This window comes from Sphaerochaeta sp. (assembly GCF_050256055.1).
In the GTDB taxonomy this organism is placed as follows: domain Bacteria; phylum Spirochaetota; class Spirochaetia; order Sphaerochaetales; family Sphaerochaetaceae; genus Sphaerochaeta.
On sequence record NZ_JBFWIJ010000002.1, the window covers coordinates 1 to 13,618 of the forward strand.

The window sequence follows — 13,618 nt, forward strand, 5'->3', positions numbered from 1 at the left end:
AACGAGGCAAGAGGAAGCGCATAATGGGAGTAGATGAAAAGATTCTGGGGATTCCCCACCGGAGTCAAGGAGCTACCTACATTGGCCGCAACGGTTTGCAGGATGATGGTAAACAGAATCGGACGCGTATCCTTGCACAGTGAAAAGACGACGATGGTAAACGGGATGAAGGTGATCAAGGCGACGTCGTTCGTCACCGCCATGGAAAAGAAAAACGTAAGCAGGGTCAGTACCAAACTTACGTGCCTTGGATTGTGAGCAATACGCAGGACATAGGATGAAAGTTTGGTAAACAGGAACATTTTCCTGAATCCTGCCACTACGAGCATCAGGCAATATAAACATGACAGTGTCTTTCCATCAATGTAGGAAAGGTATTCCTTTCCCGGCGGGAAGAACAGCATGGATAGACCAGCCAATACGACAGCAATCGACAATACCGGTTCGCGTTTTGCGAACAACCACAGATGGACACGCTTCATAGCATCCTTTGCCCCCGCCGCAGCTATGATATAGCACTTTCGAAAGCACTTCAATCGATGGTAAACATTCTGAAAACAAGAATTTGCAAAATGTTGCGGATGCAAAGGTTTTCTTGTACATAAGCTTATGGTACAGTAAGTGTACGTATTGAAAAGGAGGTAAACCCTATGAAATTGGCAGTTTTGGGCGATATTCATGGGAATCTTCGAGCCTTCGAAGCAGTATTGACCGACGCAAAAGCCTCCCAAGTTGACCAGATAATTTTCCTCGGTGATCTTGTATATATGGGACTCGATCCGCAGCTTTGCTATGACCTTTTGATGGAACAAAATCCCTTGGTTGCCATTAAGGGCAATACCGATGAGGTGTTTACTATCCTTGCCTCCTTCCATGCTGAGAATGAGCTTCAGGAGCAAGAATACAAGCTCATGAAATATACTGATATCCGGATGCATGAAAAAGCAAAACAGAAAGTCTCGCAACTTCCTTCGACCAAACGGCTGGAGATTGGATCGTTCTCATTGCTTTGTTGCCATGGCTCCCCGTATGACAGCAATGAAGCGTTGCGAAGTGATGAACCGTTCTCCCCTTCTCTTTCCAAGAAACTGGCTCAGGAACATGTGGACATCATTCTCAGTGCACATACCCATAAGAGTGCAGATTTTGTACGTGAGGGAATCCGATTCATCAATCCTGGTGCCGTCGGCTACTCCCTTGACGGTGATGTTCGGGCTAGTTATGCACTACTGACCATTGAAGGAAGCGAGATTACCTCTCGGATTCACAAAGTCGAGTACGACATCAAACGATATATTCGGGAAGTCGAACATGCACTGCAAGGATTCCCGTTGTTCAAGAATCTGCTTCAAGCACTTGAACAAGGGCGACGAATCCCCGAATAAAGGTCAGACAAGGACGCTACGGATCAAGAAAGCGGTATAGAGGCCATACACGAGAACCAACGAAGCCCCTTCAAATCGGTTTACTCTTCCCTGTCTCCCTTCCTGGAATCCATAGCCGATGACGAATAGGGAAACGGTGAGCAATGTCATCATGAGCATATCGCGATGCAGTACATTGGTATCGATGGAAAACGGAAGAATTGATCCTGCCACACCTACCACCGCTGTTGTATTGAACAGATTCGAACCGATGATGTTGCCCATGGCAAGATCATGCTCACCTTTTCGCGCCGCGATGATCGAGGAAGCAAGCTCAGGAAGTGAAGTTCCTATTGCCACTATAGTCAAGCCGATGATCAAGTCGCTTACCCCGAAATACTTTGCAAGGGCAACGGCTCCCCATACAAGAACGCGTGAACTGAGGATCAAAACCAACAAACCGATTACAAGCTTGAGCAAGGCAATCTTGAGATTCGTTGGTTTCTTTGCATCGTGCTCAATATCGGTCGCCAAGGTATCCTTTCCCGTATGCAAACCTTGATAGATAGACCAGATCATCAATGCAAGAAACAGGAGTAACAAGACCAGGGCATCGGTGCGGGAAAATTGCAAATCGATCAACAGGACAAACGATAATGCGGTGAAGAACGTAAGAATAGGAAGTTCCTTTTTCAGGATCCTTGAACTTACCTGTACGGGTTTGATCAACGCAGTAACACCAAGAATGAGTGCAATATTGGCAATATTCGAACCATAGGCGTTGCCTACTGCGATTCCTGGATTTCCTTGTACGGCTGAGATGGTGGAGACCACCAATTCAGGAGCGCTGGTTCCAAATCCAATGATGACCATGCCGATCAACAGGGAGGGCATCCCCAGAAATCGTGCCGTAGCGGCAGCACCATCTACAAACATATCAGAACTGAACACCAGAACAACCAGGCCGACCAATATTGCAAGAATGGGAAATATCATATGCATCCTTTTCTTTGTACAAAAGAAACCGGACCACCACAAATCAGGTAATCCGGTTTTCGTGTTTTGGAGGTGGGGGGATTCGAACCCCCGTCCTAACGTGCCACCCAGGGACGTCTACAAGCTTAGTCGGTGATCAATTGTTCCGAAAGATGTTGGGTTCACCAACAAGACGTTCATCTTTCGTATCCTACTGAATTTTCCCCACCCCCCATAGGCATTGAGGCGGGTAAGCCCTTGTTTTTACAGGTGACCGATGCTTAAGAGCGGCAGCGTTCGGACCTGTACGTCATCGTGCAATTAAGCAGCGAGGGCGTATTCTGCATCGAAGGAGACTTCGTCTTCTTTTTTGGCAGTTAAATGTTTTGCTAGTTTAAGGAGTTGGCGCTCCGCTTGCAGCCACTGGCCTGATCTTCCGCCAGTCGAAACCGAAACACCCCCTTTGGATTACTCCATCGAGGTATCCATACTATACTAAGAAGCGGGAAAGAAATCAAGGAGGGGCAAAACCCCTCCTTAACCATCCATAATGCAGATACTTACAGATTTGCTTTGGTCAATACCGATACCCCGGTGTCTACATATGCAGGACCGACATCCTCACCTTTGAGAGCCTTGTATGCCGTCTTGATCCCTTCATATCCCATCACATCAGGATTCTGTGCCATGGTGCACAGAATATTTCCACTCTTGATCAAGGAAAGTATCATATCGCTCTTGTCAAACCCGACACCCACGATGCTCTTTCCTGCTTCAGCAATTGCATTGCCGACGCCAACCGTAGAACCTTCATTCGCACCAAAGAGGCCTACCACGCCCTGGGTGATGAAGTTGGCACTCATGTCTTTGGAACGAGCGGCATCTCCATCGCAATACTGGGTCTCAAGAATGGTAAATTTTGTTCCTTCAAACGCTTTGCGGAAACCGGTCTCACGAGCTACCGTAGAAGCAGTGGCGCTATTGACGGAGATGACACCAATCTTTCCGGATGTTACTCCTTTGTCCTGCAAGGCCTTGAGCATCTGCTTACCTGCTGTGGTACCGGCTGCAGTGTTGTCCGTTGCCAAGGTTTGGACGGCCGGGAAATTTGCAGCAGAATCGACATAGACAATTTTTACTCCAGCATCAGCAGCTTCTTTCAATGCAGCGGTCACTGCATTCGGCCCATTTGCGGCAAGAAGAATCGCATTTGCTCCACCGGCTACTGCATTGTTGATGCTTTCTATCTGCTTTGCATCATCCTTTACGTCGGGTGCAAGCCACTTGTAGTCGATGCCGCCCAACTCTGCAACTGCTTTCTGTGCTCCCTTGTCCACATTCACCCAGTGCTGATCCATCTGGTCCATCGTAATCAGATAAATCTTATACGCTGACGATTCCTTGGTGCCTTGGGCAAATACCACACTTGCCAAGACCAATACCAACAAGACGAGACTTAGCTTTTTCATACCTATGTTCTCCTTTATTTCGATCACCCACTGGTGATTACGTTCAGACAAGGGTAGAAGAATGTTTCTTCTTTCCGACTTTTCCCGACCGTACGATGACGTCCAGCAAAACCGAGACCACAACGATGATGCCGATTACAATATTCCTGATGGCCACCGGAGCCCCTGCAAACTGAAGACCGTTCTGCAATACACCCCAGATCGAAGCACCGATAACCGTACCGAACAACAGGCCCTGCCCCCCAAGGGTGGATACTCCACCGATGACGGATGCAGCGACTGCATATAATTCATAGCTGTTGCCTGCATCCATCGTTCCCATACCACTGGTTGCCGTGGTGATGAGCCCTACGACACAAGACACGAACGCTGAAACCAAATAGGCTTTGGTCGTCGTCGAAACGATGTTTACCCCGCTGAGTCTGGCAGCTTCGACATTCGAACCAATGGCATAGATATGTCTTCCGCTTCGGGTACGAGTGAGAATGAAATTGAATATCAGCCAGAGGACGATGGCGATCCAGATGGTATTGTAGAGGCCGAACGTCTTGCCGTAGTAGAAGAAATCCCGGAATCCTTGGGCGGCTTCCCCAATGGAATCCGTGTTGTAATTATTATTTGCAATCTGTGCTATACCGCGCGCAATAGTCATCGTACCCAACGTGGCAATGAACGGCGGCAATTTTGCAAAGGAAACCAACAATCCATTGGCCAGTCCCAAACCAAGGCAGCTGAGTATGGTCACCAATACAGCAACCCAAGGCAACGCACCTTTGGTCATCATTGTTGCACTGATCATGGTGCTCATTCCAACGACCGAACCGATTGACAAATCGATGTTGCCGGTAATCAATACATAGGATTGCCCGATTCCGATCAACAAGATAGGAGCAATCTGTCGCAGAAGGTTGGCTACGTTTCGTGAAGAGAAAAATACAGGATTCATGATCCCAAAGACTATGCAAAGAAGGATCAGGCCTACGGTGACCGTCAACACCTGCCCTATTCCTCGTATTGCCAGCAACCGTTTCATTGGTTTTTCAAGTGCAGTACCCATCGATATACCCCTTATTGATGCTTTCCTTCAAGTTTATTTTCAAACCGGGTAGCCAGTTCAAGTATTTTTTCCTGGGTCGCATCGTCACGCATCAGCTCCCCGGTGATGCGGCCGTCGCACATTACCAGGATCCTATCGGAGATGCCCAGTATTTCCGGCATCTCACTTGATACGAACATGACCGCAATTCCTTGTTGCTTCAGTTGATTCATCAAATGATAGATCTCAACCTTCGCAGCTACATCGATTCCTCGGGTCGGTTCATCAAATATAACCACCCTGCTGTTCCGTGCAAGCCATTTGCCGACAACCACTTTTTGCTGATTGCCACCGCTTAGGGAAGATGCATCGACTTCCGGGCCGGATAATTTGACTTTCAGATCAGCAACCACTTTTTCGACCATTTGTTTCTCTTTTTTTCGGTGTATCAGGCCGAACCGGTTGCACAAGATATCAAGATTGGGCAGGGCGATATTTTCCCGAATGGAAAGCTTGGTACAGAGTCCATCCTTCTTGCGGTCTTCAGGAGCCAACACCAGACCCGCTTTGATGGCATCCTCCACCGTACGGATTGATAATTCCTTTCCCTCAAGAAGTACCGTGCCACTCTGTTTAGGGTCGGCACCGAACAAGGCACGGGTCGTTTCCGTTCTTCCCGCCCCCATCAATCCGGCAACGCCGAGGATTTCTCCTTCGTAGAGGTCAAAGGAAACATCGCGTACCATGGTACCGGCAAGCAGATGATGAACCGATAGAATTACCTTCCCTTTCGGTGTCGTTACCCGAGGAAATTTTTCCTTGATCTGCCGGCCTACCATGTTGCTGATGATTTGGTTCATGGAAAGATTTGCATATGCATCTTCCAGAATGAATTTGCCGTCACGCATGATTGTGATTCTATCGACGATATGCTGCAATTCCTCCAATCGGTGACTGATATAGATGATGCCTACACCCTTTTGCTTCAATTCACGAATCAAGGTGAAAAGTTGATTGATTTCAACACTGGTTAGTGCACTGGTAGGCTCATCCATGATAAGCACCTTGGCATCTGATTGTAGGGCTTTGGCAATCTCCACCATCTGTTGCTTCGAAACGGCCAAGTCCCCTACGATGGTATCGGGATCTATATCAATATGCAGAGAGGAAAGCACCTCCTCTGCCTTGCTTCGCATCAAGTGGTCATCAAGCAACGCATGGTGAAGCATTTCATGTCCGAGAAAGATGTTCTGCGCAACGGTGAGGTGGGAACACATATTCAATTCCTGATGGATGATCGATACTCCGAGCGTTTGTGCCTGTTTTGGGTGCAGGTCCCCTTCAATTGGTTTACCGAACAGCGTTATCGCCCCTGCATCCCGCGTATATACTCCACTGAGGATTTTCATCAAGGTGGATTTGCCTGCTCCGTTTTCACCCAACAAAGCCATGACTTCACCTTTCTTCAGGCGAAAGGTTACATCATCCAAAGCCCGAACACCGGGGAAGGTTTTGGTAATATGCTCCATCTCTACGATGTAGGGATTGTCCATCTCATGTCTCCTCGCATACTAGTCTTGCACGCAACCACGGAGACCGATAGGGATGGTTTTTTTGGAAACAGGTGGTTATTTTTTGGATTGCGTTGGGATGGAACCGACAATACCGCTGTAAAGGGAAAATTCGCTGCGTAATAATTCACGCTGCATCTTCCCATCCTTGAGAATGACCAGTCGGTCGGCTATCTGCAAAGTATCCGACAACGATACTGCCAGGATGAGAATTGAAGTTCCTCGCCGTTTGAATGCATCAAAGTAGGAAATCAATTCCATCCGTTGGTACATATCGATGGATGCAAAGGGTTGTATGACACATAAAAATTCCGGTTTTTGCAACATGATCCTCTGATACACCATACGCAATCGGTATCTGCTGTCGTATTCAGTGGGATCATGCAGACTGAGCTGACTGCCGAAGCGTGGTTGCACATCGCGTGCCAAAGCACGACGATGGGATTGGCTAAGCCAGAGATTCGGCACTTTGTGGTCGGACGTAAACAGAATGTTGTCCAAAAGGGAAAGCTGATCAAATACCAAACCTACATCCGGTTTTGCAGGAACCATTGCAATGCCTCGGTCGTGCAACGAAGGTGGGCTGCCTTTGATGGTAATGCTCCCGGAATATGGCTGCTTTTCTCCGGTGCACAAATCGAATAATTGCTTGAGAACCATATTCTCACTATCCAACAGAACTACGGTTTCCGAAGATCCGACCGAAAGATTCAACGATTGAATATCGCCATAGACAAGGTCCCGGCATTCGAACATCACTTGCTGCGCTCTGTACCCGCCGTATTGGTTTTGCCGGTCGCCCAATTCAACCGATTCATTGAATTCATACGCATATTGGTTGATAATCTGATCAGTCATTTGATCTTGGAATAGATGTTTGATGACTCTTCCTTCTTGCATTAGATAACAGCGGCTTGCGAAGCGAAACGCTTCCTGATGGTGGTTGCATACATACAGGAACGTCATTCCTTTCTTGGTGAAGTAGTCGAGGATCGGTTTCAATCGAGACAAATCCAAATCACTGACAAACGTGGAAATATCCTTGAGGATCACCAAAGGACTTCGTGAGAGCGAAGCTTTCAAAAATTGTATGATGAGTTTCTCATAGGGACTCAAGTCCTTGACCAATGTTCTCGGAGGTATGGCAAGCGAAACTTCCTTGAGCAGGATATTCATCTGTTTGGATAGCAATGCGTAGTTGATGATGTGATGCCTTCCGCTTTTTCGGAGGATGAAGAGATTTTCTTCCACGGTCATGGTATCCAGAAGCATTGAAGTACGGTCAATGACAGTGACGTTGTTTTGTGTTTTTGAACTTGATAGATAATCGTTCACCAAAACATCCATGCAATAGACATGTCCGTAATGCAAGGGTATGTTCCTCTGGAAAATGGTCAGCAGCTCATCGATACCCAAGGCATTCACGCCGATCAAGGCAACCACTTCTCCGGTATACAGATGCATATGGATATCATGCAATACCGGAGGAAGTGATACTTGTTCAAGTCTGAACACCTCGGTTCTCATGTCTGATTTTCCTCTTCCTTGCTTCTGGGAAGGCGTATCATCACATCGGTGCCAACCCCTGGTTGGCTGGTAACCGACAGTCCATATTGTTCGCCGAACAGGAGTTTGATCCTGTTGTTTACATTGACCAATGCAATACCGCCTTTATATTCGTCGCGTTTGACATAGTCAAAGCTTCTGGTACTCAGGTTTTTCTGCATCCGCTCCAGAATTTCACTGGTCATGCCTACCCCATCATCCCGAATGGTTATGAACAGCCTCGAGGGGGATGTCTCTATGCGGATCAGCAGGTTCCCTTCCCCTACTTTGCATTCAAGTCCATGGACGATGCAATTCTCCACGATTGGTTGGAGCGTCAATTTGGGAATTCGGTATTGCAGTACATCCTGATTCTCGTTTTCATCAAAGACGATATGCAGCTTGATTCTCGTTCCAAATCTGAATTGCTGGATGAAGAAATAATTCTTTGTGTTGTCCAATTCCTGGCGCAAGGTAACAAGATTCTCCACATTGCTGATGGTGTATCGGAAAAAAGTGGAAAGCGCCTCGGTCATGGTTGCAACTGAATCTAGGCCTGCGAGAAGCGCTTCACTACGAATTCCTTCAAGCGTGTTGTAGAGAAAATGAGGATTGATCTGATTTTGCAGCGCCAGAAATTGTGCTTGCCGTTTGCTTGCATTCATCAGCTGGTCAGTATTCAACAAGGACTGCAACGTCGTATTTACCGCCTCCAATTCCTTGTTCAACGGAACATTGTCATCAATGATTGAACTGAACGTGTACCCCGAGGCAAAAAGTTGGAGAATGTGTTTCGTCCGTCGATAGGGAAGAAACACTGCTCGGTAACCGTAGGTTAGTTCTGCTGCCAGAACAAGCATTGCAGACAGCAGCCAGAGTAAGGATTGAATTCGTTCCTGACGGTACAACAGACTGAGCACACCCAAGTAACCAAGGGAAACCACCAAGCTGAGAACCAGCAACAATACTCGGGTTTCCAAGTACAGCACCCGTTTAGCCATAGAGTTTCCTATATTCATTCGGTTTGATCTGGCATACTTTGCGAAACAATTTAGCAAAATGTTTGGGATCGTGATACCCGACCATGACAGCAATCTTGGCAACAGTCAGGTTGGTTTCGACCAACAACCGTTTGGCCTCCTGGATCCTTAGATCCAATACATATTCGGCAAATCCCATTCCCACTCGTTTTTTGAACAAAGCACTGAAATAGGAGCTGTTCAATTGCACGTGTTCACTTACCGCTTCCAAGCTGATCATCTCGTCTTGGTAATGGTGCTCCAGATATTCCAAAGCCAATCGTATGGGCTTTGACACAGATGTGTCTCTGATCCTCTGGTAGCCGGTCAACAAATCCTGCATCGCAATGCAATAGTGATGTTTCAGTTCTTCCAACGTATTGCATTGGTGATGGTCGAATACTACCTCATGATCGTCCAATTCGGCTTGCAGTTGTGTTCGTAGGAAATCCAAGGCCTGTGCATGGGAACGAATCAGCGTCTCTTGTATGATATGCACAGTAGCACCATCCATTTCAAACCGGGAAAAGAGCGGTTTACAAAAGGTTGTTGCATCCGTCTCTGCTTGCGCACAACACTGCTCGAAGGAGGAAGCTATATCGTTCAGATAGGATGTACACGTATCATCTTCCAATTGATCTGCCTGATACCATACTTCATGACCGAGGACCAACCGTTTGGACAGGGCTTGTTTGGCGCTGAGATACGAATTTCCCAGGGATGCCAACTCTGACACCGGAATACCCAGCGCCAATGTGCAAAGGATATCCTGAAAAATCTGGGATTGGGTTTTCAATACATTCACCAACCCGACACGCAAGGCTTCCAGCACAGCCTTGTGATCGTTTGTATATTGCAATAGGAAATAAATATCGCCATCCTGCGGGTACAAGGTCACTTCAATCGTCTTTTCCGGTATTTCCTGAATGATGAATTCCTCAAGTTTTTTTTGAAGCAGTTTAGCCACCGGTTCTCGAGAGGAACCTTGGATGCCGACGACTCCGATCTGCATCAAGGAGGATGGCACATACCAAGGAGCAAGCAATTGATCTTGTCCATGTTCCAGGAATCCGGCAAATCCGGCTCGTTTCACATACGCTTTGTCTTCTTTGACCTGCTGCTGCAAGGTACGTTCTTGCATGTGCTTGTCGAACGACTCACGCATCCGCTGTAAGGTTTGGTTCAGCTCAGCTTTTTTGATGGGTTTGAGTAGATATTCTCCAACCCCGAATTTGATGGCACTCTGGGCGTAATCAAATTGCTTGTGCCCGCTGATAATGATGAATTGCAGTTGCGGTTGCAGTTCTTTTGCTTGGCTGATCAATTGCAGTCCGTCCAAACCCGGCATCCGGATATCGGTGATGACAAGATCCGGTTGTGTTTCCTTGATCAGCTGCAGTGCTTGAATTCCGTCGTACGCGGTGCCGACCAAATGCAAGTCGAGGGCATCCCAATCAATGAGGGCACAAATCAGAGCACATACTCGTTCTTCATCGTCGGCAACTAACACATTCATGATTTGCATTGTACGGCCAAACGATGGAGAGGGAAAGTCAAAGTCGAGAATTTCTTGGTTTCAAGGTTTCCAACCAGACAAGCATGGCCTCGGAAAGCTGTTTGAGGTCGGAGAAATGCACGGTTGCTGAGCCGTCATAACTGGTTTTCTGGGCATTGGCCACTACAATCGGTGCGCCGTTGTGCAATGCGTAGGCCGGCAATGATGCGGCTGGTTGCACTACCAATGACGAGCCGAGCACCAGACAAAGATCCGTATGGCGGAACATTTCGTACGAGCGTGAAAGAATGAGAGGATCCAGATTTTCCCCATACAGCACAATATCCGGCTTGATCACATGGTTGCATTGGGTACAAAGCGGAACTTCGCCTGCCATGACAATCGGTTGTATCTGGGCATAGGTGTAATAAGAGTTGCAAAAGGTGCAGTGATGATGCAATGCGCTGCCGTGCAGTTCATAACACTTTTTGCTTCCAGCTTTGGTATGCAACATATCGATATTTTGGGTAAACAAGCCCTGTATATACCCCTTCTCTTCCAGTATGGCCAGCATATGATGCACGCTGTTGGGTTGGTAGGAGTCCAATTGGTACCAAACCTCGCGTGCCCATGCATAGAAGAGCGAAGGATCTTTGCGAAACAGGGAAATACTGAGAATATCCTCGACGCGATATCCATTCCATCGTGTTGCAGACACGCCTTGGCTGCTGCGGAAGTCAGGAATGCCGGAAAGCGTCGAGACTCCCGCTCCTGTCAACACGACCAAGGAACGGGAGTGCTGGATCAATGCCTTGAAGATCTCGAATTTCTTGGAAAATTCGGTTTGTTTCTCAACCATGTGTGATGGCTCCTGAGGAAAGCAGCCGACCGGTGTAGGTGTTCCCTTGCAAGCCTGTCAACTGTACGAACACAAGCGTTCCTGACGGTACACTTCCGGGAAAGACAACCATCTCATTATGTTCTGTCTTTCCCAACATGCTGTGCGCATCATGCTTGGAAGTCTGATTTACCAATACTTCAACAATATCAGTGGAACGTTTTTGTTTTTCCTTTGCAAAAATGGCATGCTGGAACTCAATGAGAGAGGATAAGCGCCTGCTTTTTTCCTCATCGGCAACTTGTGCTTCCATGCCAACGGCTTTCGTCCCTTCCCGCGGATTAAAATAATACATGAATGCTTCCAAGCAACGCATATGGTCAAGCATGGAGAGGGTGTCCTGATAATCGGTTTCCGTTTCGGAAGGGAAGCCTACCATTACATCGGTTGAAAAGGTGATGTCCCCGATTGCATTGCGCAGTGCATCAATGAGTGCACCAAATTGCTCCCTGGTGTATTTCCGGTTCATCAGTCCAAGAATTCTTGTGGACCCGCTTTGCATGGGGATATGGAGATGCCGGGCTATTTTCGGCTCCTCTTTGATTACTTGAATCAATTCCTGGGTGAAATCCTTGGGATGGGGACTCTCGAAACGGATCCATTTGATGTTGTTTTGCACACTGCACAGCCTTTGGAGCAATTTCGGGAAAGTAATGATTTCCCCCTGTTCTTCAAATGAATAGCTGTTCACATTCTGACCGAGGAGAGTGACCTCTCTCACTCCTTTGGAATCGAGAAACGCCATTTCTTCAAGGATGTCGGATACAGGTCTCGATACTTCCCTTCCCCGCACATAGGGCACGATGCAATAGGAACAAAAGTTGTTGCATCCGTTCATGATGGGAATGTATGAACTGAACTCCCCTTCCTGATAATAGGAGGTCCCGAATGTATAGGCTTGGGAATGTTGGTCGAATGTACCATCTGCAGAAGTCAGGATATCTACAATCCTTTGCTTGTCATTCGTCCCGATCACATAGTCGATCTGTGGGGCGTCTTCCTTCAGATCATCCCCCATCCGTTCAGCCATGCAACCCGTCAAAATGAGTGTAAGCTTTCTTTGTCCTTTGATATGGGCGAAGTACCCGAGTCTACCCCAGGTACGGTTGTCTGCACTTTTCCGTACAGTGCAGGTGTTGATGATGGCGCAGTCTGCTTGTTCTGCCGTCGCTGCAGGCACAAGCCCCGCACCTTTGAGTTGCAGTTCAAGCGCGTTGCTTTCTGCAATGTTCATCTGGCATCCATAGGTCTCCAGCCAGTAGGTGTGAATCATACCGTTTCCTCTGATGCAAGCTGCACGGCAGCCTGCATGGTGTTTTTCATAAGCATGGCTATGGTCATAACCCCAACCCCACCGGGAACCGGAGTTATGGCTTTGCAGAGCGGGGCGACATGTTCGTAATCGACATCCCCAACCAGCCGGTAGCCACGTTTCCGACTGGCGTCCTGTACACGATTGATCCCGACATCAATGATGATGCAGCCTTCCTTGATCATATCTTTGGTTACAAAAAGAGGTTTTCCTATCGCTGCTATAAGGATGTCGGCTTGACGGGTAAGTTCGGTAAGGTTTTGTGTCTTCGAATGACAGATAGTAATCGTTGCATCCCGTCCTTTCTGTATCAAGAGGCTTGCCATCGGCTTGCCTACGATGTTGCTTCTTCCCAAAATCACGACATGTTTGCCTGCAGTCTCAATTTGGTAGTAATCAATCATTTCCATAACACCTTGTGGTGTGCAACTGACGAAACCAGGGTGCCCGATCAAGAGATTGCCGACGCTCTGCGGATGGAATCCATCAACGTCCTTCTCTACGGCAATCGCTTGGATTACACGTTCCTCGCTCATATGTGAGGGCAACGGCAGCTGCACCAAAATGCCATGGACGAGAGGATCGATGTTGAGGGAATGAACCAGTGCCAGCAATGCCTCTTCACTGGTATGCTCAGGAAGTTGGTAATCACGATGACCATACCCCAAGGAAAGGCAAGCTTGCTTCTTCCCTGCTACATAACTTTGGCTGGCAGGATCACTTCCAACCAAGACAACCGCCAAGGTAGGTGCATATCCATGTTCGTGGACGAATTCCCTGCAATCGGCTTCGAGTCTTGCGTACACATGTTCAGCCACTTCTTTTCCTGTCAGTACTTGCATGCACTTCTCCTTGATACACTTGGTACAGTATCCTAAAATAGGCATGGATGGCAACAAAGAGGTTGGCTTTCCGTCCTGCTGTGACTATACTT

12 protein-coding genes and 1 other RNA gene are annotated in these 13,618 nt (G+C 47.7%); 1 reads left to right on the forward strand and 12 read right to left on the reverse strand.

Annotated features, from left to right (window positions below):
- Positions 1-482 (reverse strand): SLC13 family permease (locus AB7C91_RS00755; RefSeq protein ID WP_428588483.1); only part of this gene is annotated, 482 nt, incomplete at its 3' end.
- A gap of 168 nt (positions 483-650) precedes the next feature.
- On the opposite strand from AB7C91_RS00755, the gene AB7C91_RS00760 reads away from it, so the two are divergent.
- Entirely contained in the window at positions 651-1,385 is a 735-nt protein-coding gene (locus AB7C91_RS00760) for a YfcE family phosphodiesterase (RefSeq protein ID WP_332448075.1), read from the forward strand.
- A 3-nt stretch (positions 1,386-1,388) separates the two neighbouring features.
- Here AB7C91_RS00760 and AB7C91_RS00765 read toward each other — a convergent pair whose 3' ends face one another.
- The 11 genes from AB7C91_RS00765 to AB7C91_RS00815 form a co-directional block, all read right to left on the reverse strand.
- Complete coding sequence (locus AB7C91_RS00765; RefSeq protein ID WP_428588486.1) at positions 1,389-2,360, reverse strand: calcium/sodium antiporter; 972 nt, start codon at positions 2,358-2,360, stop codon at positions 1,389-1,391.
- Between the two features lie 64 nt (positions 2,361-2,424).
- Positions 2,425-2,801: a transfer-messenger RNA gene (gene ssrA, locus AB7C91_RS00770) on the reverse strand.
- 98 nt (positions 2,802-2,899) lie between these two features.
- A complete protein-coding gene (locus AB7C91_RS00775) occupies positions 2,900-3,808 on the reverse strand; it encodes an ABC transporter substrate-binding protein (protein WP_332448073.1) in 909 nt (302 codons plus the stop codon).
- A gap of 43 nt (positions 3,809-3,851) precedes the next feature.
- The gene (locus AB7C91_RS00780) at positions 3,852-4,865 is read right to left on the reverse strand and encodes an ABC transporter permease (protein WP_428588489.1); all 1,014 of its coding nucleotides are present in this window, start codon (positions 4,863-4,865) and stop codon (positions 3,852-3,854) included.
- 11 nt (positions 4,866-4,876) lie between these two features.
- Complete coding sequence (locus tag AB7C91_RS00785; RefSeq protein ID WP_428588492.1) at positions 4,877-6,397, reverse strand: sugar ABC transporter ATP-binding protein; 1,521 nt, start codon at positions 6,395-6,397, stop codon at positions 4,877-4,879.
- Positions 6,398-6,472: 75 nt separating this feature from the next.
- A complete protein-coding gene (locus AB7C91_RS00790; protein WP_428588495.1) occupies positions 6,473-7,942 on the reverse strand; it encodes an ATP-binding cassette domain-containing protein in 1,470 nt (489 codons plus the stop codon).
- Positions 7,939-8,961 (reverse strand): sensor histidine kinase, encoded by a 1,023-nt coding sequence (locus tag AB7C91_RS00795; protein ID WP_332448069.1) that lies wholly within the window; start codon positions 8,959-8,961, stop codon positions 7,939-7,941. Before AB7C91_RS00795 ends, AB7C91_RS00790 begins: the two co-directional genes overlap by 4 nt.
- Complete coding sequence (locus AB7C91_RS00800) at positions 8,954-10,495, reverse strand: response regulator transcription factor (RefSeq protein WP_428588500.1); 1,542 nt, start codon at positions 10,493-10,495, stop codon at positions 8,954-8,956. Before AB7C91_RS00800 ends, AB7C91_RS00795 begins: the two co-directional genes overlap by 8 nt.
- A 37-nt stretch (positions 10,496-10,532) precedes the next feature.
- On the reverse strand, positions 10,533-11,333 hold the full coding sequence (locus AB7C91_RS00805) for a Sir2 family NAD-dependent protein deacetylase (protein WP_332448067.1): 801 nt from the start codon (positions 11,331-11,333) through the stop codon (positions 10,533-10,535).
- Positions 11,326-12,645 (reverse strand): tRNA (N6-isopentenyl adenosine(37)-C2)-methylthiotransferase MiaB, encoded by a 1,320-nt coding sequence (gene miaB / locus AB7C91_RS00810; RefSeq protein WP_428588504.1) that lies wholly within the window; start codon positions 12,643-12,645, stop codon positions 11,326-11,328. Before miaB ends, AB7C91_RS00805 begins: the two co-directional genes overlap by 8 nt.
- Positions 12,642-13,526, reverse strand: a complete 885-nt coding sequence (locus AB7C91_RS00815) for a bifunctional 5,10-methylenetetrahydrofolate dehydrogenase/5,10-methenyltetrahydrofolate cyclohydrolase (RefSeq protein WP_428588508.1) — start codon at positions 13,524-13,526, stop codon at positions 12,642-12,644. Before AB7C91_RS00815 ends, miaB begins: the two co-directional genes overlap by 4 nt.
- Positions 13,527-13,618: the final 92 nt, after the last annotated feature.